Source organism: Microbacterium sp. zg-Y1090, assembly GCF_030246945.1.
Classification (GTDB): Bacteria; Actinomycetota; Actinomycetes; order Actinomycetales; family Microbacteriaceae; genus Microbacterium; species Microbacterium wangruii.
Genome location: NZ_CP126742.1, coordinates 504365 through 530168, shown reverse-complemented (window position 1 = coordinate 530168; position 25804 = coordinate 504365). Strand labels below are relative to the sequence as shown.

Here is a 25804-nt window from a genome sequence, read left to right as displayed (position 1 = left end):
CGGGTGGGGCCTACTCGCGCTTCTTGCTCACCGCCCGCTGCAGCAGCACGAAGACGAGCAGGATGCCGCCGGTGATGATGGTCGTCATCTCGGGCCGGATGCTGCCGTCGCGGGTGATCAGCACGTTCATGAGCCCCAGGACGAGTGCGCCCACCACCGAACCGAGGACATAGCCGAAGCCGCCCGTCAGCAGGGTGCCGCCGATCACGGTGGCCGCGATCGCGTCGAGCTCCCAGCCGATGCCGGTGATGTTCTGCGCGATGCCGAGGCGCGACGTGTACACCACGGCCGCCACCCCCGACAGCGAGCCGCTGATGACGTACACGAGCAGCTTGGTCCTGGGCACGGGCAGGCCCATGAGGGTCGAAGAGTTCTCGGATCCTCCGATCGCGTAGACGGTGCGTCCGGTGCGGGTGCGGTGCAGCACGAAGAAGGCGGCGAGCACGACGACGAGCGCGACGATCACTCCGGGGGAGATGACGAGGTCGTTGACCTTGGGTCCGTCGATCACCTTGATCTGGGTTCCGAGTGCGCGGATGGGCGAATCGTCGGCGAGTCGCTCGGGAACGGTGCTCAGCAGCGACGCGAGGCCGCGGCCGAGGAACATCATCGCGAGCGTCGCGATGAACGGCTGCACGTTGAAGTACTGCACCAGGGTGCCGCTGACGAGGCCCGACAGCGTGCCGATGAGCACCATCAGCAGGATGACCATCGCGGGGTTCCATCCCGCATTGGACAGCATCACGCCGGCCACGCTGGACAGCGCGATGACGGCGCCGACCGACAGGTCGATGCCTCCGGTGAGGATCACGAACGTCATGCCCACGGCGATGATGATCAGGTGGGCGTTGTTGATCAGCAGGTTCGACAGCGTGCTGTACTGCACGATGCGTCCGTAGGAGAGCTCTCCGAAGACGACCATGCCGAGGAAGATCGTGATCGCGGCCACGGTCGGCAGCACCGAGGGGTTCGAGGTGACGACGCGGCGGACCGCTGCGGCGAACCGGGCGACGCCCGAGGATCCGGGCGGCGTGCCGGCCGGGCGGGTGTCCAGGGCGGTCATGCCGCCACCTCCTGCTCGGTGCGCGCCGCGCTCGGCGAGGCAGCCGTGGGCGGGCGTCTGCGCTGCACGAACCAGCCGCGCACGCGCTCGGACTGCAGGAGGCAGAGCACCACGATCACGATCGCCTTGAACGCCGGCGTCGCCGAGGACGAGATCCCGAGGAACAGCACGGTCTTGTCCAGTGTCGCGATCAGCAGCGCGCCCACCGCGGCGCCGCCGATCGAGAACTTGCCCCCCGCCAGCGAGGTGCCGCCGATGACGACCGCGAGGATGGCATCGAGCTCCAGCTGATAGCCGGTGCGGCTGACGTCCACCGTCATGACCGTTCCCACGGACATGACGCCGGCGATTCCCGCCAGCACGCCGCTGGAGACGTAGACCGTGAGCAGCAGCCCTCTGGGCTTGATCCCCGCCATCCGGCTCGCCCTCGGGTTGATGCCGATCGCCTCGATCATGAGTCCGAGTGCACTGCGCCGAACGATGAGGGCGACGATGACGACGAGGGCGACCGCGAGGAAGAAGACGACGGGGAGCCCGATGAGGTAGCCGTTGGCGATCCACCGGAAGGGCGCGCTGGATGCCGATGTGTTCTGCCCCGACGTGATCACCTTCGCCAGCCCTCGGCCCGCGAGCATGAGGATGAGGGTGCTGATGAACGGCTGCAGGCCCACGTAGGCCACGAGCACCCCGTTCACGGCTCCGAGCACGGCGCTCACCAGGAGCGCCAGACCGACCGCCGCCAGGGCGACGCCGACCGATCCCGAGTCGTCCGCCGCCTTCATGAACTCCATCGACACGGCGCCCGCGACGGCCATGACCGAGCCGACGGAGAGGTCGATGCCACCGGTGGCGATGACGAGGGACATCCCGACGGCGATCATGAGGATCGGCGCTGCGGAGCGCAGGATGTCGATGAGGTTGCCCACCAGGTTGCCGTTGGTGGGGTTGATCGACAGGGCGAGGTAGCCCGGGTCCTTCAGAACGTTCAGCAGCAGCAGGGCGAGGATGGCGACGATGCCCCAGACGAAGGGCTTGCGCAGGGTGTCGCGGAGCGCCGCGGAGCGGACGGCGGCGGTCATGACCGGACCCCCGGCTCGGACGCATCGCCCGGATTCACGGCGTCGAGCCCCGGCTCGGCGTCGACCAGGCCACGATCGGCGGCCGCTGCGACGCCGTGTGCGGCGATGACGTCCACGACGCGTTCGGCGGTCACCTCCGGTCCGTTGGCGATCTCGCCGATCTTCTGATGGTCCTTGAGCACCACGATCCTCTCGCTCAGACGCACGACTTCTTCGAGCTCGGAGGAGATGAACACCACCGAGACCCCGCTTTCGGCGAGCTCGGCCACCGCCTCCTGGATCTCCGCCTTCGCGCCGACGTCGATGCCGCGTGTGGGCTCGTCGAGGATCAGCACCTCGGGGTTCGTGGCCAGCCAGCGGCCCAGCAGCACCTTCTGCTGGTTGCCGCCCGACAGATTCCTGATGAGCCGGTTCGGGTCGGCCGGCCGCACGTTCAGGGCGGTTATGTACTTCTGGACGATCTCGTCCTTCTCGCGTCGCGAGAGGGGTCGAGCCCACCCCCGCTCCGCCTGCACCGCCAGGATGATGTTCTCCCGCACGGTGAGTTCGGCGATGATGCCCTCGTCGCGACGGTTCTCGGTGGAGAAGGCGATGCGGTTGGCCAGTCCGTCCGCCGGGTTCTTCAGGTCGACGCGGCGACCATGCACGGTGATCTCGCCCTGATCGGCTCGGTCGGCCCCGAAGAGCAGTCGTGCGAGCTCCGTGCGGCCCGAGCCGAGCAGGCCGGCGAAACCGACGACCTCGCCGCGATGGACGGTCAGGTCGGTCGGCTCGATCGCCCCGCGCCTGCCGAGGCCTCGCGCGGTCAGCACCGGCTCCTCCGCGGCGTGATCGCGCAGTTCGACGCGCCGGTTTCCGCCGAGGGAGTTGAGCGTGTCGAGGTCTTTGCCGATCATCTTCGAGATCAGTGAGCGGCGATCGAGTTCGCGGGTCGCGTACTCCCCCTCGTACCGCCCGTTGCGCAGGATCGTCATGCGGTCGCTGATCGCGTAGACCTGGTCGAGGAAGTGGGAGACGAACAGGATGGCCACGCCCTGGTCCCGCAGCGCCCGGATCACCCGGAACAGGCTCTCGACCTCCGCGGCATCCAGGCTCGACGTCGGTTCGTCCAGGATGAGGACCTTCGCCTTGATGGCCATGGCCCGGCTGATGGCGACGAGCTGCTGCACCGCGATGGAGAGGGTGGACAGCGGCCGGTGCGTGTCGAGGTCACCCAGTCCGAGCTTCTCCAGCGCCTCGGTCGCCGCACGGTGCGTGGCCCGCCAGTTGATTCCGAACGGCCCGCGCACTTCGTGCCCCAGCATCACGTTCTCCCCGATCGACAGGTTGGTCACGAGATTGACCTCCTGGTAGACCGTGGAGATGCCGGCCGCCTGAGCATCGCTGGTGCCGTGGAGCTGTCGTTCCTGCCCGCTGACCATGATCGACCCCGAGTCGATCCGGTAGACGCCCGTCAGCGCCTTGATGAGGGTCGACTTCCCGGCGCCGTTCTCCCCCATCAGCGCGTGGACTTCACCGGGGAAGAGGCGGAAGTCCACCCCGTCCAGCGCTTTCACGCCAGGGAACGCGATGGAGATGTCGCGCATCTGCACGACCGGCAGTTCTTCGCTCATTGCTTCGCATCCTGTGATCGGCCGCAGTGACGACCAGGCTGTCGACCGCGGTGCGGGGCCGCGTCGGACCCCGCACCGCTGGTCGATGACTCCGAGGCGGGCGCCGGAGCGCCCGACCCTCAGTACTGGCGGTCGGCGAGGACGCTGTCGGCTGCCTCAGGCGAGTCGAAGGCGGTGCTGGGGACGATGATGTACGACTCCACCTCGTCACCGTTGAGCGCCTTCTCGACGACCTCCATCGCGGTCTCGCCGAACAGCGGGTTGTACTCGTGCACGAAGCTCAACTGGCCTTCGGCGAGCGCTTCCATCGCTGCGCGCGTGCCGTCGATGGTGGCGATCTTCACGTCGACACCCGGCGTCAGGCCGGCCTCTTCGACGGCCTGCGCCGCACCGAGTCCCATCTCGTCGTTCTGGGCGAAGATCAGCTGGATGTCGTTGCCGTTGGCCTTCAGAAGGGTCTCGGTGACGCTCTTGCCCTCCTCAGCCGACCAGTTGGCGGTCTGCGCCGCGACCTTCACGAGCGCGGAGCCGTCGACGGCGGCATCCCAGCCCTCGTTGCGCTCGTTGACGACGCCGACGCCGGCCGGGCCTTCCAGCACGATGTAGTTGCCGCCGTCGGGGAACTGCGACACCGCCCAGTCGCCGACCGCCTCTGCGACGACGATGTTGTCCGGGGCGATGCGGGTCACGTACAGGCTCGTGTCGTCGGGCTCGATGCCCCGGTCCAGCAGCACGACCGGGATCTCGGCCTCCTGAGCGCGCTTGAGCGAGTCCTCCCAGCCTGATGCCTCCGTTGCCGAGAGCAGAATGACGTCGACGCCTTCATCCACGAACGACGTGAACGCGTCGATCTGGGACTTCTGGTCGAGGTTCGTCGCCGGTGCGTACTTGAGCTCGTACCCGGCGTCCTCGGTGAAGGTCGACTGGATGTTCTTCTCGTTGGCTTCACGCCAGGCACCCTCGGGGCCGACCGCCACGAAGCCGACGGTGATCAGGTCGCCGTCACCGCCGGCGTCGGAGTCTCCCCCGCCGCCGCCGCCGCTCGCGCAGCCGGCCAACCCCAGGGCGAGGGCTCCCGCCCCGATGAACCCCAGCAGGCCGCGCATCCGCTTCTTCTGTGCCATTTCTCCTCCTTGAGAACTTCGGCGTTCATTCGTCGAAGTGAAAGGCGTGCTTGCCAGCACGCTCGGGTATGTGCGAGTCAACTGTGCGCGCTAACATCCCAAATGGCAAGCGTGCGATTCCGATTCGTTACCCTCTCGTTACCGCTGCCCCGAGGCGCCCGCCCGGGTCGGTCTCACGCAGGCGGACGCCCCGTCGAGCCCCGCACGATCAGCTTCGGCTCGATCATGTCGTGCTGCACGCGGGCCTCTCCGCCGATGGCGGCGATGATCTGCTGCAGCGCCAGCTCGCCGAGCGCGGCGAAATCCTGTCGCACCGTCGTCAGGGGCGGCAGGAAATGACGAGCGTCCGGCAGGTCGTCGAACCCCACGACGCTGATGTCGTGCGGAACGCGCAATCCCTGCTCCCACAGGCCGTGCACGAAGCCCAGCGCCATCTGGTCGTTGGCCGCGAAGACGGCGGTCACGCCGTCGGGCTCGAAGTCGCGCCCGATCGCGTAGCCGAAATCGGAGGTCCAGTCACCCGAGATCGACTTCGGGATCGGCAACCCGGCGAGCGCGAGCGCATCTCGCCACCCGCCGTCGCGTTCGCGGGCGTCATACCAGTCCAGCGGTCCGGACAGATGGAGGATCGAGCGATGACCCCGCTCGATGAGGTGGGTCACGGCCAGCGTTGCGCCCCCGCGCTGATCCACGGCCACCGAGTGCCAGACGTCGTCCTGCTCGGCCTTCACCACGATGGTGGGAAGCCCGGTGCTCTGCTGCCGGAGGATGTCCAGCGACGACGCGCGCGGGGCGATGACGCACAGCGCATCCACGCCCTGCGTGACCAATTCGACGACGCCGTCGTTGATCTGGGACTGCTCGTCTTCGGAGATGGAGAAGGCGCTGATGGCGTACCCGACGCGTCGCGCGGCACTCTCGAGCGCCCGCAGCGTGCTATTCGGCCCGTACTGCAGCGGTCCGTCCACGAGCACGCCGATGCGCATCGCACGGCGGGTGGCCAGCGCCCGCGCGATCGAGCTGCGCGTGTAGTTCATCTCATCGATGGCCTGCAGCACGCGCAGGCGCGTCGACTCGCGGATGTTGGGGTGGCCGTTCAGGACGCGCGAGACGGTCATGTGCGAGACGCCTGCCTGCTTGGCCACGTCGTAGATGCTCGGCCGCTGCCAGCCGCGATTCGGGTCGTTCACTTATGCCTCCAGCAGCACAAGCATGGTGGGTGCTGGAGTCGACCGCCACTTCGCGGCCGACCCGAGTTCCCGTGCGACCACCGCCTCGGCGTCGTCGGCGGCGGTGCGACCGGGCGATCTCATCGACGGCTCGCCCCTCAGGGCGTGGGGAGACCGTCTGAACGGGGCCGATCAGCGGATGCCGCCTGCCCGGCCGCGGCGGCACGGCCCTCTTCCCGCGCGGCCGCCAGGGCCGAGGCCAGATTGCGGGCGGACCGGCGCCTCCCCCAGAACAGAGCCGTGAGGATCAGCGCGACGCCGATGACGAGGCCGAGCTGGGGTGCGGGGATCGCCCAGAGCGCGAGGTCGGCGGTCACCGCGGAGATCGGGACGGAGTCGCCGCCGAAGTCGTAGGCGGAGGGGGTGAGCGAGATGGCCGTGGGCACCAGCAGCAGCGGCCAGACGTCGCTCACGGGCAGCGAGAAGGAGCGCTCGGCGCCGGGGAGCAGCGGGTACTGCGGCTGGCCGGCCGCGGGGAACGCGGTCGAGCCGGTGCCGGCGGTCACCGCCCCGGCCAGCGCCACGCTCGTGTTCCCGGTGTTGCGCACCGTGAAGTCGACCGTGGCGGACCCCGGCCGGAACGGATTCCAGGAGAGGTCGTACGCGCCCCCGGCTTCGGTGATCTCGACGGCCGGCGTGATCTCTCCCGTGACGCGGGTCATGAGCCGGAACCCGATGCGGCTCTCCACGCCGACCTCGGATCCCGCGGCATCCGTGCCGGCGGAGAGCACCGAGGCCGCGATGCCCGCGGCGTGATCTCCCGGCATCGCGTCATCGGGAACGGTCGTGGTGAACGGCACAACTGCCGTCGCGTTCGGTTCGACCGTCACGCTCGGGGGCAGGTCGATCCAGGTGCCGGCATCCACCGACTCCTCCGAGGAGGGCAGCATGTCGAAGCGACCGTTCGCGGTGTAGTAGCCGTCCGCCGCGGTCAGTCGGAACGTGACGGTGACGGTGCTGAGGTTTCGCACCGCGAAGTGATCCTGGGTAGAAGCGCCCGGATCGAGTTCCTGCTCGATGATGCCGCGGCCGTCGGGGCCGGACTCGGTGGCCGGGGTCACCGCCCACGTGATCGTCCCGTCGTCGGCATGCGCGACGGGAGCCGCCACGCACAGCGCCGCGACGACGCCGAGGACAAGCGCCGCCCGTCCCAGCAACCCGGCGCCGGTCTTCACACTGGTGCTCATGACCCTCCCCCTTCGCGCGATCATCGGGGGAATCGTGGCCAGGACAGCCCCGATTCCCCCGATGGCGCCTTCGATCCGGATACGCCTCATCCGAGGCGACGGCGGACCCTCCTCGTCAGAGCACGTCCTCGAACAGCGACAGCGTCACCGTGGACGAGTAGTCGCCCGGGGCGACGTCCGCGCCGGTCTTCAGGAAGAGCGCGGCCGTGGCGGACCACGACGTCTCCCCCGACTCGGCCAGGGTGGCCGAATCGAAGGCTGCGTACAGCAGCTCCTGGCCGACCAGCCCCACCGCATCCGGCCCGTCATCGACGATCGTGTCCACCTGGTCGCCCTCCATGACCAGGCCGTCTCCCTCGTCGATGACGTCGGGTGCCCAGCCGAGGTTGCCGGCGCTGATGGCGGGCTGGCCGCTGTCGCCGGCGAAGTCGGTGGCTTGACCGACGACGTACCACCAGCGATCGGCTCCGATCTCCGCCGCCTCGCGCGTGTCCGTGACGGTGACTTCTGGCAGCCCGCCGTCGAACCGACGCACCTCCGGCTCACCCGAGGCCACTTCGGTGAGGGAGGACGACGTGCCGGCCACCGACAGGCTGAGTGAGCCCGATCCCGTCGCGGGCGCGATCGAGACACTGACCTCGACCTCTTCATCACCGTACGCGTCGACCGCGAACGCGGCGCCGGCGGTGCCGGCGAGCACGAGGCCACCGACGGCGGCGACCGCGAGCCGCGCGGTCATTCCTGTGGAAAACTTCATTGCTTTCTCCATTCTCCGGTCGACGTCCACGTCGGCCGGCCCCAAAAACACCCGGGCGTTCCGGTTGTCGTTCTCAGAGACTTCGGAATCCTCGCGGTGGATGCGTTGCGACGTTACCGATGACGCAGATCGCTGACAAGGAAGATTCCGGAGTCGGCGGGCCCCCGGGGAAGCGCTCCCCGGGGGCCACGTGCTCACTGGCAGGAGCGAGCGGAGTAAGGCACGCGGAGGTCGGCGGCCACCGCCTCCCCATCGACCGTCGCCGTGGCGGCGGCGGTCACCTCCCCGTCGGGCACCGAACCCTGGCGGGTGGTGAACGTGTGGGCCACCGAGGCGCCCGGGGCGACCGCAGCGAAGGACTTCGACGCGAAGTCCGAGTCCAGACGCACGGCCACCGGGACCTCGTCTTCGTTCACCACCTGCACCGTCACCGCGGCCTTGCCGGCGACGCAGCGGACCGAGGCGACGGCCGTCACGTCGAGCGCGGGGGCAGCCCCTGCCTGTTCGAACGACCAGGAGTCCAGTTCGAACAGGTCACCCTCGGGGCCGGCATACGTGAAGAACACGTCATGCGTTCCCACCGCCGCGTCGAGCTCCGCGGTCAGCTGCGTCCACTCGCCCAGAGGCCCGTCGACCGGGATGGTGCCGAGGATCTCGCCGTCCGCACCGCCGGCGCGCACGTCGATCCGGCCGCCGTCCTGCAGCGGCTTGACGCCGACCGTGACCGACCGGGCTCCCTCGTCACCGAACGCCACCGAAGACAGCGCCGTCCAGTCACCGTCGTCGATGTCGGTGACGGCCAGGTTGGGGGCCGTCTCGCCGAACTCGCTCGATCCGTCCGCGATCTTCGCGGTGGCGATGCCCTTGCTCCACCCCAGCGTCTCGGCCTCGAACGTGCGGTACGGATCGAAGTCGCGCACCTGCTCGGCGCCGGCATAGGTGCCGACGACCTGGTTCACGGTGCCGTCCTCACGGAAGGTGAGCTCCTGGATGTGAGGGCTGCGGTAGCCCTGGGTGGTGTCGCCGGTGATCCGCTTGTTGAGGGTCGGCGCGTGATAGGTGAAGTAGAACTTGCCCTCGTATTCGAAGACCGACTGGTGGTTGTTGCCACCGGTGCCGGCGCCGAAGAACTGGGACTGGTTCGGGAACATGACCCCGGCGTACGTCTCCTTCGGCCACGACATCGGGTCGTCCGACATCATGTAGCCGATCTGTCCGCCACCCGGGTAGCCCGGGAGCGGCGTCTGGTTGCCGCCGAAGTCGTTGCCGCCGAAGTGCGACGAGTAGGACAGGTAGTAGGTGTCCCCGCGCTTGAACACCTGGGCAGCCTCGAACGCCACCGGGGCATCCACCACTGCGGCGGTGCCCTGGGTGGAGACCATGTCGTCGCCCAGCTCGATGACGCGCAGGTTCTTCGGGTTGTTGTACCGCTCTGCGGGCGGGAAGGCCGTCGAAGCCGGGCCGCCGCCGAAGTACAGATACGATCGCCCGTCGTCGTCCACCAGCGGAGCCGGGTCGAAGAGCCAGCTCACGCCGGCCGCACCCGGCGTCGCCGAGGTGATCAGCGGGCTCGTGCGCTCGTTGGACCACGGGCCGAAAGGCGAGTCGCCCACGATCACGTTGCTCGACCCGCCGCCGTTGGCGTAGTAAAGGAAGAACTTCTCCTCGCCGTCGACGACGTTGCTCGCCATGCCGGGAGCCCAGGAGTTGCCCGTATAGGGCGCCACGCCGTTGGGGCCGGCGACGGGGATCTCACCGTGGTCGACCCAGTTGACCATGTCGGTGGTCGAGATCAGCGTGATCTGGTTGATGTCGCCGTAGTTGATCTGACGCGACACCCCCGTCACGGGGTCGGGGGCGTACCCCTGCGTGTCGTTGGTCATGTACATGTACACACGCCCGTCGTGGGCGAACCCGTAGCCGTCGGCGCCGAACTTGTGGCCGATCAGCGGGTTGTGGTCGCCGGGAAGCTTGCCGACGACCTCGATCGTCTTGGATGCCGGCGGGGGCGGCGCGCTGCCGACCAGCGAGACGTCGTCGACGGTGAAGTCCATGAGGTGCACATCGGGCGCCGACTGCGGGTCCTGCGTCCAGGGGGTCTCCACGAAGATCCGTGCCGTCGAGGCGTTCTGATCTGCGGGGATCGTGAAGGTGGCGTTGATCGAGCCCCACTCGCCCCGTGCGGGGGTGGTGGTGCCGAGGTTGGTGTAGCTGCCGCCGCCGTAGTGCATCGTGATGAAGAACTGCTTCGTCGCGGGGCTGGCGGGATCGTCGTACTTCACCCGCGCCGTGACGGTGTAGGTCTCCCCGGCCTGCAGCTTGCCGGACAGATCCTGCATGGGACCCGAGCCCGTCGTCGTCCTGTCGGTGACCCGAACGGCCTGTGCGCCGGTGGATGCATCGTCGGTGAGGGTGAGCGTGGCCCCGTCGGCGGCATTGCCGTTGTTCGCGAACCACCCCTGCAGACCGTCCTCGAAGCCACCGTTGACGATGAGCTCCTCGTCGGCGGCGTGCACCGGGCTGCCGACGGCGAGTCCGGCTGCCAGCAGCACTCCGGCCGCTGTCATCGCGATCACCCTCATCGGTGATCGCCTGTCACTGCGTGTACGCAAAGACCTCTCCTTTGTCTGTCGTGTTGATCCGATGCCCGCGCGGCGGGCTGCTCACCGGCACGAATGGCCGGCGTAGGGTGTGACGGCCCGCGTCGACACCTCCTCTCCGTCGACGATCGCGGTCGTGTTCGCGATGAGGGAGCCCGCCGGGGGCGATGCCTCACGCGTCGAGAAGGCGTGCGCGGCGGAGCCGCCGGGTGCCACGGTGAGCGTCTTGTCCGCGTAGTCCGACGACAGCGCGACGGTCACGGGGACGTCCTCGCGGTTGTCGACGCGCACCGTCAGCAGGGCCTTTCCTGCCAGGCACCGCCACGACGCCGAGACCGTGACGGCGAGTTGCGGCTGCCCGGCCTCGATCACACCCAGCCGCGCAAGCTCGAGACCGAGTGCGCGAGCGGGGGCGTCGATCTGGTTCTGGGTGCCGAGGCTCCCAGCTCGAGCGGCTTCGGCCGATGCCAGCGCCGCCTGCATGGCAGTCCAGGCATCCGCGGGGTAGGCCGCCTCGGAGAGCGTGCGCGCGTGGCTGATCGCCGCGTCGAGCTGGCCGGTGTCGAGGGGGAGGTTCTGGGCGGTCCGCACGTCGCTGAGCAGGAAGTGGTCGACGTCGACCCGGCCGCCCGCTTGCTGCGTCGCGTAGGTGAACAGGCCGATCCGGTGACCCATGAAGTGCGTGAGCGTTCCGTCGAGCGTCTGGGGGCCGACGCGACCGCCGAGCTCGTTCCACTCCACGCCGTCGAAGCTGTAGAGGAAGCTCGTCCAGAGCTGACCGGCGGGGGCGGCGAAGTCGAGGTCCGCCTTGAGGTGGATCTCCGTGGCGTCGCCGAGGTCCACCGTGGTACCGGGCAGGAACTCCTCCACCGCGCGCTGGTCGATGTCGGCGGTGAAAGGGGCGACGCGGTTGACCACTCCGACCGTGGTCGCGCCGCTTTCACGCTTGACGCCCACGTAGGAGAAGTTGCGGCCGAAGGCGGCGAGACCCGCCACGTCGCCGTCCTTCATCCCGGAGATGTCGAGCTTCGTCTCGGCCGACTGGCTCGGTCCGAACGTGCGCTGGGTCAGGGTGTTGCGCGCCTCCTCGAGCCAGGCCAGCTCGTCGTCTGCGGCGAGCTTGGTGTGCCGGAACTCCCCCGTGACGACTCGGCCGTTGGTGAGCGTGAGCCAGCCCTCGCGTTCGGTGAGCGACCAGTACCGGTTGTCGGGGGCGTGGTTCCACTGCCACTGCATCGCCAGTCGCGACCCGTTCGGTGCGACCTCGTCCGGGTGCGGATACTCGCGATCGGGCGCGGAGTCCGCCTCGGGCGGGATGGCCCATTCCTCGTCCATGTATGCGCGGTGCGGGGCGTCGTTGGCGAAGTCGTCGGATGCCACGATGCTCTTCTGCCGCTCCAGCCGCTCCTCCGCCTCGCTCAACCGGATGGGCTTGGCGAACGACCCGTTCACCGGGACGCTGCCGGCGTTGCCGAAGGTCGGCCATCCGTCCGCACCCCAGGTGGCCGGGATGAGCGCCGGGATGCGGCCGATGGGGAAGGTGTCACGGAAGAACATGCCCCAGTAGGTCAGGTCGCCGTCCTGCTCGATGGGGACGAGGCTGCCCTGCGCGAAGCCGTTGGAGTTGAGGACGCCGCGCGCCTCGTACGGGTTGCTGCCGTCCTCGGTCGCGTAGCGGCCCAGCAGCTCGTCGGAGCGGAACAGCACCACCTGCCGGCCCTGCCCGGGCGGCCAGGTGATGATCACGATGTAGTACTGCCCGTCGATGAAGGTGACCTGCGCCCCTTCGAACAGCCCGCCGACGGGGGCACCGGGGTAGTCGCCGGGCCGGATGATCTGCGGATACTCGCCGAGCACCTCGGAGAAGTCCGCGCTGAGCTTGACCGCGCTGGTCGACCCCGAGCCGTAGAAGATGTACGGCGTGCCGTCCACATCGAAGAACAGCGACGGGTCGTGGTACGAGCGGCCGAGCGGAATGCGCTCCCACCGCCCCGCGTCGATGTCCTCGGTGACGTAGAGATACGACCCGCCGAGGTTGTTCGTGTTGAACGCGACGTACCATTTGCCGTCGTGGTGGCGCAGCGACGACGCCCACTGACCCTGGCCGTACGAGGTCTCGCCGTTGCGCAGCGAGAAGGAGTCGCTGATGTCGGCGCGGTCGAAGACGTAGTTGACGATCTCCCAGTTCACCAGGTCGTACGACTTCATGATGGGTGCGCCGGGGCTCAGGTGCATCGTGGTGCTGATCATGTAGTAGATGTCACGCCCCTCCGCGTTCTGATCGGCGGGGAGGCGCTCGACCGACACGTCGGGGACGTCGGAGTTGAGCAGGGGCACGCGGTAGGTGCCGTCGCCGTCGTCCGTGGAGGTGTAGGAGGGATCCGGCTCCCACTCGGGGGCGGCCTGGGCCTTCTCCCCCGACGGAGCGAGGACCACGCCGATCACGGCGCACACCGTGAGCAGCGCCGTGAGAGCGGTCCTCCCGTTGCGGACCCCCGTGCGCCGGGAGGCTGCGCCGCGCGCATCGGCGGCTGCGTCGTGGGACATGTCGGCTCCTTCGCCGTGTCGAGCGGTCGATCACCGCGAGACGTTCGGGGGGCTCGTCCGGTCGGACGGGCCGAGCGGGTGGGGGCCGGAGGACAGCCCCCACCCGTGGGCATCACCGCCCGCAGGACAGTGCCCCGTATTCGGTCTCGTACACCGACTCCCGCGGCCCGCCCGAGGTCTCCGCGGTGACGGTCACCGTGACCGCGCCCGCCGGCACCGCAGCCTGCCGCGTGGTGAAGGCGTGCGTCGCGCCCGCGCCTGCCGCCACCGACGCGAAGGTCTTCGCGCCGAAGTCGGATTCGACACGCGCCGACATCTCCTGCTCCCCGGCGTTCTCGACGCGAACGGTGAGCAGCAGCTTCCCCGCCGCGCAGCGCTCGCTGACGGTCACCGCCGCCGGCACCGCCGGAGTGACCTCGAAGTCCACCTGCGCCTGTGACGCACGCAGGATCTCATGGCCGAGGAACTGCGCCGTCACCTCGGAGGCGCCGGCGGCGAGGTCGGCCGGGAGCGTCACCGACGCGCTGCCGTCCTCGAGGTACGCCTCTGCGGACCAGTCGCCCACCGAGAACCGCACCTGACCTCCGGTCTGGAAGCCGTCCGACGCGGTGACCGTCGCGGTGGCGACCGCGGCCTCCCCCTCGACGGCATCCGCCACGACCAGTTCCGTCGTCGTGTCGACGTCTTCGTTCGCGATGCCTCGGATGTTGTTCCACTCGCGCAGCGTCAGCGGGATGACCGTCCCGTGCCGCGGCCGCGGCACGCCCGCGTTGGTCATCGTGATGGTCTTGGGGTTCCAGGTCTGCGCCTCGATGTCCGCCTCGCACGCCGCCTGGTATCCGCCGCCGTTGGTGTAGCGGTCACCCCACAGGTAGAACTGGCCGGGGCACGCCGTGTCACCGGGGTTCGCCTCGAAGATCACCGGACCCTCGTAGCCGGCGTCCGGCTGCCAGGTCGTGCGTCCCAGCGCGGGGGCCACCAGCTCCCACGCGGAGATGTCGCTGTCGAGGAAGTCCGCGTTCTTCTCCGAGAAGATGTCCGACCCGGCGTTGCCCGCCTCGTTCTTGGTCACCCGATAGTAGGTGTCATCGACCTTGATGGCGGTCGTGTCGATACGCGACTGGGGAGCGGGGTTCTGCCAGACCTGCGGCTCCGAGAAGGTCTGGAAGTCGCGGGTGGTGTTGTACCACATCTGCGCGTTCCCCTGTCCGGTGCGGTTGACGGGGTCGCTCCACAGGGACTGGGCCCAGAAGACCGCGTAGGCGCCGATCTCGTCCACCCACAGCGACTCCGGTGCGAAGGCATTGCCCGCATCGTCCGGGGCGACCTTCACGTGGCGCTGCGGCGTCCAGTTGACGAGGTCGTTCGACTCGAACACCTCGATGTACTGCGTGTCGTTGATCGCATAGCCGCCCTGGTCGTACCAGTTTAGGTCGGTCGCGATCATGTAGAACGTGTCGCCGTCGGGCGAGCGCACGATGTGCGGGTCGCGCAGTCCCTGATCGCCCAGCTGGGACACGAGCGACGGCATCCCCCCGGTCAGCCCCGTCCAGTCGAGGGCGGTGTTGCCGTTCGAGGTGGCGAACATGATCTGCTCCCCGTCGGCCTGACCTTCGCCCTTGAAGTACCCGAGGAAGTACCGCTCGTACTCCTCGTCTCGGGGCAGGGGCTTCACGACGACGTCGAAGCTCTTCTGCTGGGAGACACCGTCCCCCGAGACGGTGGCGATCAGGGTCGCCCGATGCTCCGGTTGACCGTAGGCGGGCCGCGTCACCTCGCCGGTGGGGGAGATCGCCGCGTCGCTGGACTCCCAGGTGATGACGGAACCCCAGTCGCCCTCGGCAGGCAGATCGATGTGGCCACGGACGTCATCGGTCGCGTACAGCTCGAGCTCGAGGGTGTCCCGCTCGACGGACTGGGCGCTGTCGAACTCGGCCTTGACCGTGATGGGGATCTCCCGCTGCGTGACGGAGTCGGGCCCCTTGCGCACAGTCGCCGTGAGCACCGCCTGCGCGTCGGAAGCGCCGAGCGGCGGACGGGTGATCACCCCGCGGATCGGGACCTTGCGCGCGCTGTTGACCGCGGGCGGGGTGACGACGTCGATGACGGTGTCGTCGGAGGATTCCCAGGAGATCGTCGACCCCGCGACGTCGCCGAGGTGCGGGAGCTCGAGGTCGGTCACGACCGCGGACGTCAGGCCGAGATCGATCGCGTCGGCATCGGCCGCGACGCCGTCCTCGTTTCCGGCGTGCGCCCGCGTGGCGGCCTCGTCGGCGCTGAGCGCCCGATCGTAGACACGGAAGTCCGACAGGGTTCCGCGGAATGCGTAGTGACCCGGGTTCTGCGACCGGGCGAGGTAGTTGCAGTTCGTCCCCGCAGCGTTCACCGCCGGGGAGGTGGTGATGTCGGCGGCCTGCGCGTGCTGCACTCCGTCGACGTAGAGCGTGCCCGTCCACGTGGTGCCGTCGGGATTCTGTGCCTGCGTGTAGGTGACGTGCTTCCAGACTCCTTCGGCCAGGCGCACGCGGTTCTGCTGCACGTTGACCGTGCCGACAGCCACCCGCAGCCGCTGGGTGTTGGAGGACAAGAGCTGGCCCTGCTGGCCCGCGGCGTCGTCGCACGACGCCTTCGCGCCGATGCCCCAGATCTGATGCTCGCCCACGTTGGCAGGGTCGATCCAGATGTCGTAGTCGACGGTGACCGAGGACATGCCGGCGGTGAGATCAGCCGGCAGCTGCGCGTAGCCGCCCTCGAGGGAGTAGGCGTAGTCGTCGGGGTTGAACCGCACGCCCGAGCCGGTGAGCGCCACGCGTTCGGGGTTCACGAGCGTGGCGTTCGCGGCCGCTCCCGCCGACCCGGTGTTGGCGAGCACGGTGCCCGACGTCTCATCCAGCACGAAGCGGTGCACGAGCCCGTCGGTGATGTCGCCCTCGGGCGCTGCCGCGAGCGCGGGCGTCGCCACGGCGCCGCCGAGACACAGGGCGGCGACGGTGAGCAGACCGGCCAGGCGCCGTCGGTGAGGCACGGCGGAAGGTCGCGATTGATCCATGATCAGATACCCCTTCGTATCTCTCATCGGCCGCCGGTCGCGACCTTGCGCACAGTGTTACCGTTAACAGCGAGGGCCGCAAGCCCCTCCGCGCGCAGAAGGTGCTGCTGGCGGTCGAGGAGCCCGACGCCGTCACCGAGTCGACCCCGCTGCCGACCCATCTGGTCGTGCGGGAGTCGACCCGGCGACGCGACTGATCAGGCGATGGCGGTGCGGCGCGTGAGATCCGGATGCCGCGGGGGCACGAGCCACGACACGATCGCGATCGCCAGCGGCAGGCCGACGGCCAGCAGTGCGAGCCAGGCCCACGGCAGGTCGGTGAGCTGCGGCGGGTTGTAGCTGTTCCCGCTGGCGAGCACGACGCCCCACACCGGCAGGATGCCGGCGACGGCGCCCGTCACGGTGCCCAGCCCGGTGATCACCAGCGCCTGCCACAGCGCGATGCCGCGGCGCAGGCGCCTGCTGCCACCCACGGCGGCGAGCGTCGCGTCGTCGGGACGGCGCTCGACCCGCGCCAGGCCGAGCGCGACGGCGCTGGCGGCGACCACGAGGACACTCGTCGCGCCGAGGATGAGCCACAGCCAGCCGGCCGGGGCCGACGGGCCGCTCTCGAGCTGGGGCCATATGTAGACGTCGGGGTTCATTCGCGACGCGGCCTCGGCCTCGGCGCGCAGCCGGTCCAGTGCGGTGACGGACAGCGGCTGGTCGTAGGCGGCGACGAGGGTGAAGCCGCCGTAGCCTACGCCGAGGCGCTCTGCTGTCTGCGGCGAGACGATCACGCCCCAGGGCAAGGCCACGGGCGTCTGCAGATCGACGACCTCGAGCGAACGGTCGCCGCGCGTCTGTACCGTGGCCGCGTCCCAAGACCCGTCTACCTGCTCGGCGGTCACGGTGGCCACCTCCACGAGCCCGTCGTCGGTGAGGAACCGGGTGTCGGTGACGATGGCCGCCCCGTCGCGGAAGGCGGCGCGGGCGGAGCTGGGCACGGCGACCCCGAGCGCGGCAGCGAGGTCGGCGTCGTCGACCACGGCAAGGGCGTGGTGGTATCCGGCGGCCGCAGCGCCGGCGGGGACGCAGTTCGCGTTTCCCACCGCTGCATCCGCGCAGTCGACGTAGTCCTGCAGCGCCGGGGAGATCACGGTGACGTCGGGATTGCGCAGCAGCCCGGACTCGTCGTAGGTTCCGGGCCAGCCTTGGGTACGCACGAGCGCCACCGCGGCGGGGTCGGTGCGGGCGAGCAACGCCCGCGCTCGCTCCTCGCCGGCCGTGAGCTGCGCTCCCCGGTCGTCCGCCTCCCCGAGCGATGCCATGAGGGCGACGCTGCCCAGCGGCGCCTGGTAGAACCAGCCACGCTCCGCGGCACCGAAGCCCACAGCGACCCCACCGAGCGCAGCCGACGACAGGAACGCAACGGCGGCGATGGCGGCGAAGGCCGGAACGATGCGGCCCGGATTGGCCGCGGCGTCGCGGGCCGCAATGCGCGGGGCCAGGCCCAGCCGCGACAACACGAGGGCAAGCAATGTCAGCAGCCAGTGACCGGCGAGGATGACGCCCACCTGCAGCAGCAGCGGGCCGGCGATGATCCCGATGATGCCGGCGACCCACAGCGGATGCGGGGAGCCCCCTTCGATCGGTTCGACCGTGGCGAGCACGGTCCCCGATGCCGCGGTGACGCCGATGCCGATCGCCAGCAGCAGCGAGCCCCACAGCGGCCGGTCGGTGCGCACGCGCACCGGGCGCCGCGCGCCGCGCAGCGCAGCGATGACCTCGCCGCGGGTGGCGGCGCGCGCCGGCATCAGCGCGGCGAGCGTGCCGACGATCGCGGCGAACGCGACGACACCGACGAGCGCCGGCCACGGGACGTGCAGCCCCCAGAACGCGGCAGCCGAACCGTCGTCGAGCAGGTGCAGGAACAGGATGCCGAGCCCGATGCCGAGTCCGGAGCCGATGACGCCGCCGACCAGACCCAGCACGGTGCCCTGCAGCAGCACGATACGGAACACGTCTCCGCGACCGGCGCCGACGCTCGCGGCGACAGCGAGCGCGCGCTGCTGTCGCCGGGCGCTGACGGAGAACGCGGCACCCGCCAGCAGCACCACGAGGTAGCCGCTGAACGCTGCGGCAGCAGCCACGATCGCCACGATCGACCAGACCGAGGCGGCGGACGAGCCCGGCGCCGCACCGGCCCCCGGGTTGGCGTACAGCTGCCGGTCGAGCACGACGAGGCCTTCGCTGTTGAGCTCTGCCATGTCGTCGGCGGTGGGACTCCACTCCGGGAGGAACCAGCGCGTGGACGTCACGTCCACCTGCAGGGCCCGGAGTGACGCGGTCGCCGGCAGGAAGACGACCTCGGCGGCATCCGGGTCCTCGGCCTGCGTCATGACTCCCGTGATCGTGAAAGATGCCGCGGGCTCGGTGAGCACCAGGTCGTCGCCGATCGTCGCGCCGAGGCGTTCGAGGGCACCGGGCGAGACCATCGCCTCGCCAGAGCCCCGCGGCGCGCGGCCGTCGTGCAGTTCGAAGCGCCCGTCGAGCGCGGGGTCCCAGGCCTCGCCGATGACGGCGGCGAGCGAGCCGGTGCCGCCCGCGGTCTCAGCGGTGACGGCGGCGAAGCCGATCTCCATCAGGTCGAGCCCCGCCGGCAGCAGCGGCGCGGCGCTCTCCGGCATCGGCTGCTCCGCGTTCGCCGGGATGCCGGTCATGTCGTCGCGGTCGATCTCCCACCACGACGGGTCGTCGAGGTACTGCCGCAGCGATGGGTCGGGACCATACACGACGGCGACCCAGCTGTCGGCCTGGCCCAGCTCCGCGGTGAGCGTCTCCTCGGTCGTGGGCACATGGCTCACGGCGAACACGATGCCGCCGGCCACGAGCGTCATCGGCAGGGCGACAAGGGTCACCACGAGCAGGCTCGACGCCCAGCCGCGACGCACCTGGCGCGAGGCGAGTCGCAGGTCGGCGCGCAGGCGGGGCCAGATCGAGCGGCGCTCGGCGGGCGGACGATCGGTGGGATCGTCGGACGGCGGCCCCGCGAGATCGGGGGCCGGGGCGGTGACGGTCATCGCGCGTCACTCAGCAGCGACTCGGCGCCGGTGCGGCGCGATTCGTCGACGACCCGGCCATCGCGCAGGAACACGATGCGGTCGGCCCACGCCGCGTGGCGGGGCTCGTGCGTGACGAGGATGCCGACGGCACCGGCATCCACTCGTGTGCGCAGCATCCGCATCACCGCCTCGCCCGTCACCGAATCCAGGGCGCCGGTGGGCTCGTCGGCGAGGATCAGCCGGCGTCCGCCGACCACGGCGCGGGCGATGGCGACGCGCTGCTGCTGCCCACCGGAGAGGTCGTCGGGGTAGGCATCGAGCTTGTCGTCCAGGCCCACCGACTGCAGCGCATCCTTGCCGGCCCGGCGTGCCACCCGGGCCCGGAAGCCATCAAGCTCGAGCGGCAGCGTGACGTTCTCCATGGCGGTGAGGGTCGGGATCAGATTGAAGTCCTGGAAGACGAAGCCGAGCGACTGCCGTCGCAGCCGCGCGAGTTCGCGTGCGGATGCCGTGGACAGGTAGGTGCCCTCGACGATCACCTCGCCCGTCGTCGGGCGCTGCAGGCCGCCGGCGATCGACAGCAGCGTCGACTTGCCCGAGCCCGATGCGCCCATCACGGCGACCAGCTCGCCGCGGGCGACCTCGAGGTCGACACCCGCCAGCGCGCTGATCGCGGTCTCCCCCACGCCGTACTGCTGCGTGACGCCGACCAGGCGCAGCACCGGCCCGGCCGTCGCGGCGGTCATCGCGCCGTCTCCGCCGTGGTGGCGGCCTTGGCGGGGCGACCCCGCTTGGGCTTCTCGGTCGACAGCTCCAGCGCCATCGCGTGGCGCGGATGCAACGCCAGGCGCTGCTCGGTGTGGTCGAGCCAGCGCACCTCGGCCTCGGCGGTGAAGATCATCGCGTCGACCACGAGCGACCAGGCCAATTCCTCCGGCCCGTTCGGATCGGCACCGGCGTACTTCGCGCGCTGCAGCTCCTGCAGCTGCAGGAGCGACGCGCGGCGCTGCGTCTGGATCACCTCACCGACGTCGACGCCGGGGAGGGTCGCGGCGACGGCGAGCTTGATCGCCAGCTCGTCTCGGGTGCCCTGGCCGCGTTCCACCGAGGCGGCGAGCCAGGCGCGCACCTCGGCCCGACCGGCATCCGTGATCTGCCAGTACACGTGCCCCTGCTCGTCGACGTCGCCCTTCTCGACGAGGCCGTCGCGCTCGAGGCGGTCGAGGGTGTTGTAGATCTGGCCCACATTCAGCGGCCAGGTCGACCCGGTGCGGCGGTCGAACTCCGCCCGCAGCTGGTAGCCGTAGCACGGCCCCTGGTCGAGGATCGCCAGCAGGCTCTGTCGCACAGACATCCGTGTCTCCCATCAATGCATACCGCGTATGTGATTTCTGAGTATATACATACGCAGTATCGCCTCGCCGTGCCAGTGCGGCGTTACCGTGGAAAGCCAGGGAGGTGCGCGATGACCGAGGATCCCCGGCTGCACGCGGCGCGGTACCGCGTCGAGAAGCTGCAGCGCAAGTGGGACGACGACGCCCCGGCGGAGTCCCAGGAGCCCGGCACCGAGCCTGCACGCGAACCCGACGCAGACCACGTGCGCTCCAGCCCCGGCAGCTCGATGTCGACCGATCGCGCCGCCTACATCGAGACGGCGATCCAGCAGGCGATCCGCGCCGGCGAGTTCGACGACCTGCCCGGCGCCGGCAAGCCCATCGAGGGGCTGGGCGTCGCGCACGACCCGGACTGGTGGATCCGCCGCAAGATCCAGACCGAGAAGCTCACCGGCCTCGGACCGCCCTCACTCATGCTGCGGACGGAGCATGCGGAGTTCGCTGCGCGCGCCGACGCACTCTCCCGCGAGGAGGACGTGCGGGAATATGTGACGGACTTCAACCGGCGGGTGATCGAAGCGCGCCGGCAGCTGCAGGGAGGACCGCCCGTCGTCACCCCGCTCCACGACGTCGACGACGAGGTCGCCGCCTGGCACGAGCGTCGTCGCGACCGGCAGGCCGCCGCGTCCGCTGCCGCCTCGGCGCACCCGCCCAGACGCCCGCGGTGGCGCCGCCGCGGGCACCGCGATGACGGTGCACCCGCCACGGGCGGGTAGCGTTCTGTGGTGATGACCTCCCCCGAATCCCCCTACATCGTGGCCACCGACGGCGCCTGCAAGGGCAACCCGGGACCGACCGGATGGGCGTGGGTCGCGGCGGACGGACACTGGGCCGCGGGCGCCATTCCGCAGGGCACGAACAACATCGGCGAGCTGATGGGGCTGCTGAAGGCGATCACCGACCACCCGGACGTGGCGAACCTGCACATCCAGGCCGACTCGAAGTACGCCATCGACACCTACCAGTCGTGGATGGACGGCCACCGCCGTCGCGGCTGGAAGACCTCCACGGGCTCCCCCACCAAGAACCGCGACCTGCTCGAGCAGCTCATCGTCGCCCGCGACGCCCGCCGGGCGGCGGGCCTTCCCGACGTCGTGCTCGAGCACGTGCGCGGCCACCGCGGCCACGTGCTCAACGAATGGGCCGACGAACGCGCCGTGCGCGCGGCGGAGCACGCCGCGAAGGGCGTCGCCAGCGCCTGGTCGTCGCTCGGCGGCCACGACAAGCTCGACGTCGCCGCCGCCCCCGCGAAGAAGCGCTGAGCGCGGGCGGATGCCGCGGCATCCGCCTCACCAGGTCGACACGTACCGCGACACCTCCTGCGCGACCGCCTTGCGGATGAGCGGCAGACCGCCGTCGACGGCCTGGTCGATGCGCGCCCGCACCGCGGGCGACGTCAGCGCGTAGCCGTCGAAGTCGGCGGCGCTGGCGTATACCCCCACCGGCAGCGTGAGCGCCTGGAAGAACCCGAACAGCGGGCGCAGCTGGTGCTCGAGGATGAGCGCGTGCCGATCACCGCCGCCGGTCGCCGCGACGATCACGGGCGTGCCCACCAGTGCGTACTGCTCGACGAAGTCGAACAGGTGCTTGAACAGGCCCGTGAACGACGCACGGTAGACCGGGCTCGCCACCACGAGCAGGTCGGCCGTCTCGATGTCGTGCAGCGCCTGCCGGGCCGGCGCACCGAGCTCCGCCCGGGTCAGCGCCCCGGCGAACGAGCCGCCGAGGTCGGCGATGTCGATGATCGTGGATGCCACGGGCACCCGGGCGGCGAGGGCGGAGACGATGGCCTCGACGAGCACCGTGGTCTTGCTCGGGGCGTGCAGCGAGCCGGACACGCCGACCACCCGCAGCGGCGCGGCAGCGCCCACGCCGACGTCGACGCTCACCGTCGCGTCCGCGCGGATACTCCGCCGAAGAGGGCGGAGCCGAACTCGGCGGGCAGCGGCAGCTCACCCGGCCGCCCCCGGCGGTGGGCGAGTGCTCCCAGCGCGCGCGCGACCGCCGTGTTCAGCGGAGCGTCGACACCGGTCTGCCGGGCGACGAGCGCGACCTCGCCGCTGAGGTGGTCGGCCTCGCTCGCGGCCCCTCGCGCGAACCCCTGCCACACCGACCCGCGACCCGTCGCGAATCCGGGCACCTCGCCGACCTCCAGCCGCGCGCCCGGCCGTGGCGGGGCGACGGCCAACCCGGCAGCGGCGAAGACGGCGCGCGCCTCGGCCTCGACCGCGTCGGCGGCGCGCTCGAGCTGCTCCTGCGGCGCATCGAAGACCTCGACCGCACCGGCGAGGCTGGCGATGAGCTTGCGTCTCTTGGCGGCGGCGATGTCGGGCTCGACCGAGGCGGCGAAGCCCGCCGCGGCCAGCGCCAGGCGGTGGCGCTCCTCCTCCGCGGGAAGGGAGTGGGGGTAGCCCCCCAACCACGCCGCGCCCACGATCGGGTGCGCCGCCGCGGCGATCACGCCGGGCGCGATCAGGCCGACGGGCGCCCCCAGCGACACCCCGATCACCGTCGCGAACCGGCGCAGCGCGATGCGCTCGGCCGCCAGTCCACCCTGCAGCGTGAGGATCGGAAGGTCGGCGACGACCCCGCGGCCGTCGGCCAGCGGAGTCCACGCGATCGCGGCGACCGCTTCTTCGACATCCGGCGCCTTGACCGCCAGCACGACGGTGTCGGCCGCCGTCGGGCGGGCGACCGCCAGCGAGCCGGCGACCTCCACCGCCACGACGTCGTCGCCGCCCGGCCGGCGCACCCTCACCCCGTCGCGTGCGATGGCGGCGCGCGTCGGCTCGCGTGCGATCAGCACCACCGGCACCTGCGCAGCGGCCCACTGCGCGGCCAGCAGCCCTCCCACTGCGCCGGCGCCGATGACGAGGTAGCGGCTCACCCGCCACCCCCGGGCTCGGCGCCGGTGGCCACCGGGCGGTCGGGGTGCTGCGACCACTGGCTCCATGAGCCCGGGTACAGCCGCGGGGCGAAGCCGGCGAGGGTGAGGGCGAAGGCCGCGTGGGATGCCGTGATGCCCGACCCGCAGTACACCCCGACGGGCTCGCCCTCGGTCACCCCCAGAGCAGTGAACCGCTCGCGCAGCGCGGCGGGATCGAGGAAGCGACCGTCGGCATCCACGTTGGCGGTGGTCGGGGCGCTGAGGGCGCCCGGGATGTGACCGGCGCGCGGGTCGATCGGCTCCGTCTCGCCGCGATAGCGCTCCTCGGCGCGCACGTCCAGCAGCACGCCGGTCTGCGCCAGCGCCGCCGCTGCTCCCATCGTCAGCCGCGGGAGGAGTCCGCGACCGAGCGTGACCGAGCCGGGGCTGGGAACCACCGCGCCCTGTTCCAGCGGCAGCCCGGCGGCGATCCACCCGCGCAGGGCGCCGTCGAGGATGCGCACGTCCGCCACCCCCGCATCGACGAGCAGCCACCAGGCGCGCGCGGCGGCGAGCGACGACAGGTCGTCGTAGACGACGACGGTGTCGCCGTCGTCGAGCCCCCACCGCCGCGCCGCCTCCCCCAGCTGCGCCGTGGAGGGCAGCGGGTGCCGCCCCTCGGTCGGTGCGCCGTGCGCAGACAGCTCGCGCTCGAGGTCGACGTAGACGGCGCCGGGCACGTGCCCGGCGAGGTACTCCGCCCGGCCGTCGGGTCGGTCCAGACGCCACCGCACGTCGAGCACGCGCACGGAGTGAGGGCCGGCGATGAGCGCGGCGAGCGCTTCGGGGGTGATGAGGGACATGGTTCTCCCGGAGGGGCGGCCCACGGCGAGCGCGAGGGGGCGGTGCGCCCAGATTAGGAAAGTCCCGGCCTCCCGTCACGCGTCACGCCGATGTGTGTCGATGGCTTTCGCCGTGTGACGCTGCGTGTCGGTCAGATGAGCGTCTCGCGGCGCACCAGCGTCGTGGGCAGCACGATGCTTCCCCCCTCGGCTCTGCCCTCGATACGCGCCAGCAGCGCCTCGGCCGCTGCGCGCCCCATCTCCTCCAGGGGCTGACGCACGGTCGTCAGCGGCGGGTCCGATGTCACGGCGACGACGACATCGTCGAACCCCACCAGCGACACCTCGTCGGGCACGCGGCGGCCGGCCGCCTGCAGCACGCGCAGCCCACCGGATGCCATGAGATCCGAGCACGCGAACACCCCGTCCAACCCGGGCGCGCGCTGCAGGAGACGAGCCATCGCGGCGGACCCGCTGTCGGCAGTGAAGTCACCGTGCACGACCGGGCCCGCGACCACGCCGTGGCGAGCGAGCTCGTCCTTGCATCCCTGCAGGCGCTCCTGCGCCTGCGCCATGTCGGGCGGGCCGGCGATGATGCCGATCGTGCGCCGGCCGGCATCCACGAGCGCCTGGGCAGCGAGCACCCCACCGCCGTAGTTGTCGCAGTCGATGACGACGGCGTCGCTGCCGACGTCCTCCGCAGGGCGACCCACCCAGGCGATGGGAACGGGCGACTGGGCCAGCTGTGCCACCAGGTGGGTGATCTCGTGCTGCAGGATCACGATGACGCCGTCGAGGGCGCCGGAGCGCAGGAACCGGGGAATGCGATCCCGGTCCTCATCCTCTGCCGGCAGCAGCACGGGCTGCGCCTCACCGGCGGACAGCCCTTTGGCCGCCCCCTTCAGCACCGCGGTGAAGAAGGACCCCCCGACGCTGTCGAGCTCGTTGAGGGCGATGACGATGCCGATCGCCCCCGAGCGGCCGCCCCGCAGCACCCGTGCGGCGAAGTTGGTCTCGTACCCCAGCCGCCGCGCCTCCCGCTCGACGGCGACCGACATCGCCGGGTCGACGTTGGTCGCGCCGGCGAGGACGCGGGCGGCCGTGGCCCGGGAGACACCCGCCGCATGGGCGACGTCGACGAGCGTGGGGCGTGACATGGCTCCTCCTGAGCGGCCGCAGCGGTGAGATCGTTCTCTGGTCCCCGATCATTGCACGTCGACCCACCGGCATTCATCTCATCGGAACGAATCGTCGCAGCGCAGCGGCTCTTACATCGTTGGAGGGATTTCTCGGCAGATGTCTTGCCAGCATCCGTCGGCCGGGCCTACTGTGTCCCGAACGAGAGATCGATCTCTCGCCCGAGGCCATGGCGGCCTCCGCAGACACATGTCCCCGAAGAAGAGGAGCTGT

Annotated in this window: 19 protein-coding genes; 2 read left to right on the top strand and 17 right to left on the bottom strand. The window is 70.6% G+C overall.

All coding sequences use genetic code 11. The annotated features are described in order from the left end of the window. Positions 1 to 10: 10 nt before the first annotated feature. The 13 genes from QNO26_RS02335 to QNO26_RS02275 form a co-directional block, all read right to left on the bottom strand. Positions 11 to 1063: an ABC transporter permease gene (locus QNO26_RS02335; protein WP_257526225.1), complete on the bottom strand. Its 1053-nt coding sequence runs from the start codon at positions 1061 to 1063 to the stop codon at positions 11 to 13. Next, positions 1060 to 2142, bottom strand: coding sequence for an ABC transporter permease (locus QNO26_RS02330; protein WP_257526226.1), 1083 nt, complete (start codon positions 2140 to 2142; stop codon positions 1060 to 1062). Before QNO26_RS02330 ends, QNO26_RS02335 begins: the two co-directional genes overlap by 4 nt. Further along, complete coding sequence (locus QNO26_RS02325) at positions 2139 to 3755, bottom strand: sugar ABC transporter ATP-binding protein (RefSeq protein WP_257526227.1); 1617 nt, start codon at positions 3753 to 3755, stop codon at positions 2139 to 2141. Before QNO26_RS02325 ends, QNO26_RS02330 begins: the two co-directional genes overlap by 4 nt. Before the next feature lie 119 nt (positions 3756 to 3874). Further along, positions 3875 to 4879, bottom strand: a complete 1005-nt coding sequence (locus tag QNO26_RS02320; protein WP_257526228.1) for an ABC transporter substrate-binding protein — start codon at positions 4877 to 4879, stop codon at positions 3875 to 3877. Positions 4880 to 5052: 173 nt separating this feature from the next. Beyond that, the gene (locus tag QNO26_RS02315; protein WP_257526229.1) at positions 5053 to 6069 is read right to left on the bottom strand and encodes a LacI family DNA-binding transcriptional regulator; all 1017 of its coding nucleotides are present in this window, start codon (positions 6067 to 6069) and stop codon (positions 5053 to 5055) included. A gap of 137 nt (positions 6070 to 6206) precedes the next feature. Beyond that, positions 6207 to 7295 (bottom strand): DUF916 domain-containing protein, encoded by a 1089-nt coding sequence (locus tag QNO26_RS02310; protein WP_257526230.1) that lies wholly within the window; start codon positions 7293 to 7295, stop codon positions 6207 to 6209. A 115-nt stretch (positions 7296 to 7410) separates the two neighbouring features. Further along, entirely contained in the window at positions 7411 to 8052 is a 642-nt protein-coding gene (locus QNO26_RS02305) for a hypothetical protein (RefSeq protein WP_257526232.1), read from the bottom strand. A 194-nt stretch (positions 8053 to 8246) separates the two neighbouring features. After that, a complete protein-coding gene (locus QNO26_RS02300) occupies positions 8247 to 10619 on the bottom strand; it encodes a family 43 glycosylhydrolase (RefSeq protein WP_257526233.1) in 2373 nt (790 codons plus the stop codon). Between the two features lie 96 nt (positions 10620 to 10715). Next, a complete protein-coding gene (locus QNO26_RS02295; RefSeq protein ID WP_257526234.1) occupies positions 10716 to 13199 on the bottom strand; it encodes a glycoside hydrolase family 43 protein in 2484 nt (827 codons plus the stop codon). Positions 13200 to 13311: 112 nt separating this feature from the next. Next, a complete protein-coding gene (locus tag QNO26_RS02290) occupies positions 13312 to 16248 on the bottom strand; it encodes an immunoglobulin-like domain-containing protein (protein WP_257526235.1) in 2937 nt (978 codons plus the stop codon). A 197-nt stretch (positions 16249 to 16445) separates the two neighbouring features. Further along, positions 16446 to 19310 (bottom strand): FtsX-like permease family protein, encoded by a 2865-nt coding sequence (locus QNO26_RS02285; protein ID WP_257526236.1) that lies wholly within the window; start codon positions 19308 to 19310, stop codon positions 16446 to 16448. After that, the gene (locus tag QNO26_RS02280) at positions 19307 to 20038 is read right to left on the bottom strand and encodes an ABC transporter ATP-binding protein (RefSeq protein ID WP_257526237.1); all 732 of its coding nucleotides are present in this window, start codon (positions 20036 to 20038) and stop codon (positions 19307 to 19309) included. The genes QNO26_RS02285 and QNO26_RS02280 overlap by 4 nt, the downstream gene beginning before the upstream one ends. Next, positions 20035 to 20646: a PadR family transcriptional regulator gene (locus QNO26_RS02275; RefSeq protein ID WP_257526238.1), complete on the bottom strand. Its 612-nt coding sequence runs from the start codon at positions 20644 to 20646 to the stop codon at positions 20035 to 20037. The genes QNO26_RS02280 and QNO26_RS02275 overlap by 4 nt, the downstream gene beginning before the upstream one ends. Before the next feature lie 111 nt (positions 20647 to 20757). On the opposite strand from QNO26_RS02275, the gene QNO26_RS02270 reads away from it, so the two are divergent. After that, a complete protein-coding gene (locus QNO26_RS02270) occupies positions 20758 to 21402 on the top strand; it encodes a DnaJ family domain-containing protein (RefSeq protein WP_257526239.1) in 645 nt (214 codons plus the stop codon). Between the two features lie 12 nt (positions 21403 to 21414). After that, the gene (locus QNO26_RS02265; protein WP_257526240.1) at positions 21415 to 21948 is read left to right on the top strand and encodes a ribonuclease H family protein; all 534 of its coding nucleotides are present in this window, start codon (positions 21415 to 21417) and stop codon (positions 21946 to 21948) included. A gap of 27 nt (positions 21949 to 21975) precedes the next feature. Here QNO26_RS02265 and msuE read toward each other — a convergent pair whose 3' ends face one another. The 4 genes from msuE to QNO26_RS02245 all read right to left on the bottom strand — a co-directional run bounded on the left by msuE (position 21976) and on the right by QNO26_RS02245 (position 25551). Beyond that, entirely contained in the window at positions 21976 to 22575 is a 600-nt protein-coding gene (msuE, locus tag QNO26_RS02260) for an FMN reductase (protein ID WP_257526241.1), read from the bottom strand. Then, on the bottom strand, positions 22572 to 23573 hold the full coding sequence (locus QNO26_RS02255) for a ketopantoate reductase family protein (RefSeq protein ID WP_257526242.1): 1002 nt from the start codon (positions 23571 to 23573) through the stop codon (positions 22572 to 22574). The genes msuE and QNO26_RS02255 overlap by 4 nt, the downstream gene beginning before the upstream one ends. Further along, positions 23570 to 24415, bottom strand: a complete 846-nt coding sequence (locus tag QNO26_RS02250; RefSeq protein ID WP_257526244.1) for a sulfurtransferase — start codon at positions 24413 to 24415, stop codon at positions 23570 to 23572. The genes QNO26_RS02255 and QNO26_RS02250 overlap by 4 nt, the downstream gene beginning before the upstream one ends. A 131-nt stretch (positions 24416 to 24546) precedes the next feature. Continuing rightward, positions 24547 to 25551: a LacI family DNA-binding transcriptional regulator gene (locus QNO26_RS02245; RefSeq protein ID WP_257526245.1), complete on the bottom strand. Its 1005-nt coding sequence runs from the start codon at positions 25549 to 25551 to the stop codon at positions 24547 to 24549. Between the last annotated feature and the right edge of the window lie 253 nt (positions 25552 to 25804).

Excerpts from the sequence above, each read along its gene's own strand:
- QNO26_RS02335 (WP_257526225.1), bottom strand. The coding sequence starts at position 1,063 with ATGACCGCCCTGGACACCCGCCCGGCCGGCACGCCGCCCGGATCCTCG.
- QNO26_RS02330 (WP_257526226.1), bottom strand. The coding sequence starts at position 2,142 with ATGACCGCCGCCGTCCGCTCCGCGGCGCTCCGCGACACCCTGCGCAAG.
- QNO26_RS02325 (WP_257526227.1), bottom strand. The coding sequence starts at position 3,755 with ATGAGCGAAGAACTGCCGGTCGTGCAGATGCGCGACATCTCCATCGCG.
- QNO26_RS02320 (WP_257526228.1), bottom strand. The coding sequence starts at position 4,879 with ATGGCACAGAAGAAGCGGATGCGCGGCCTGCTGGGGTTCATCGGGGCG.
- QNO26_RS02310 (WP_257526230.1), bottom strand. The coding sequence starts at position 7,295 with ATGAGCACCAGTGTGAAGACCGGCGCCGGGTTGCTGGGACGGGCGGCG.
- QNO26_RS02305 (WP_257526232.1), bottom strand. The coding sequence starts at position 8,052 with ATGAAGTTTTCCACAGGAATGACCGCGCGGCTCGCGGTCGCCGCCGTC.
- QNO26_RS02300 (WP_257526233.1), bottom strand. The coding sequence starts at position 10,619 with ATGACAGCGGCCGGAGTGCTGCTGGCAGCCGGACTCGCCGTCGGCAGC.
- QNO26_RS02295 (WP_257526234.1), bottom strand. The coding sequence starts at position 13,199 with ATGTCCCACGACGCAGCCGCCGATGCGCGCGGCGCAGCCTCCCGGCGC.
- QNO26_RS02290 (WP_257526235.1), bottom strand. The coding sequence starts at position 16,248 with ATGGATCAATCGCGACCTTCCGCCGTGCCTCACCGACGGCGCCTGGCC.
- QNO26_RS02285 (WP_257526236.1), bottom strand. The coding sequence starts at position 19,310 with ATGACCGTCACCGCCCCGGCCCCCGATCTCGCGGGGCCGCCGTCCGAC.
- QNO26_RS02280 (WP_257526237.1), bottom strand. The coding sequence starts at position 20,038 with ATGACCGCCGCGACGGCCGGGCCGGTGCTGCGCCTGGTCGGCGTCACG.
- QNO26_RS02275 (WP_257526238.1), bottom strand. The coding sequence starts at position 20,646 with ATGTCTGTGCGACAGAGCCTGCTGGCGATCCTCGACCAGGGGCCGTGC.
- QNO26_RS02270 (WP_257526239.1), top strand. The coding sequence starts at position 20,758 with ATGACCGAGGATCCCCGGCTGCACGCGGCGCGGTACCGCGTCGAGAAG.
- QNO26_RS02265 (WP_257526240.1), top strand. The coding sequence starts at position 21,415 with ATGACCTCCCCCGAATCCCCCTACATCGTGGCCACCGACGGCGCCTGC.
- QNO26_RS02250 (WP_257526244.1), bottom strand. The coding sequence starts at position 24,415 with ATGTCCCTCATCACCCCCGAAGCGCTCGCCGCGCTCATCGCCGGCCCT.
- QNO26_RS02245 (WP_257526245.1), bottom strand. The coding sequence starts at position 25,551 with ATGTCACGCCCCACGCTCGTCGACGTCGCCCATGCGGCGGGTGTCTCC.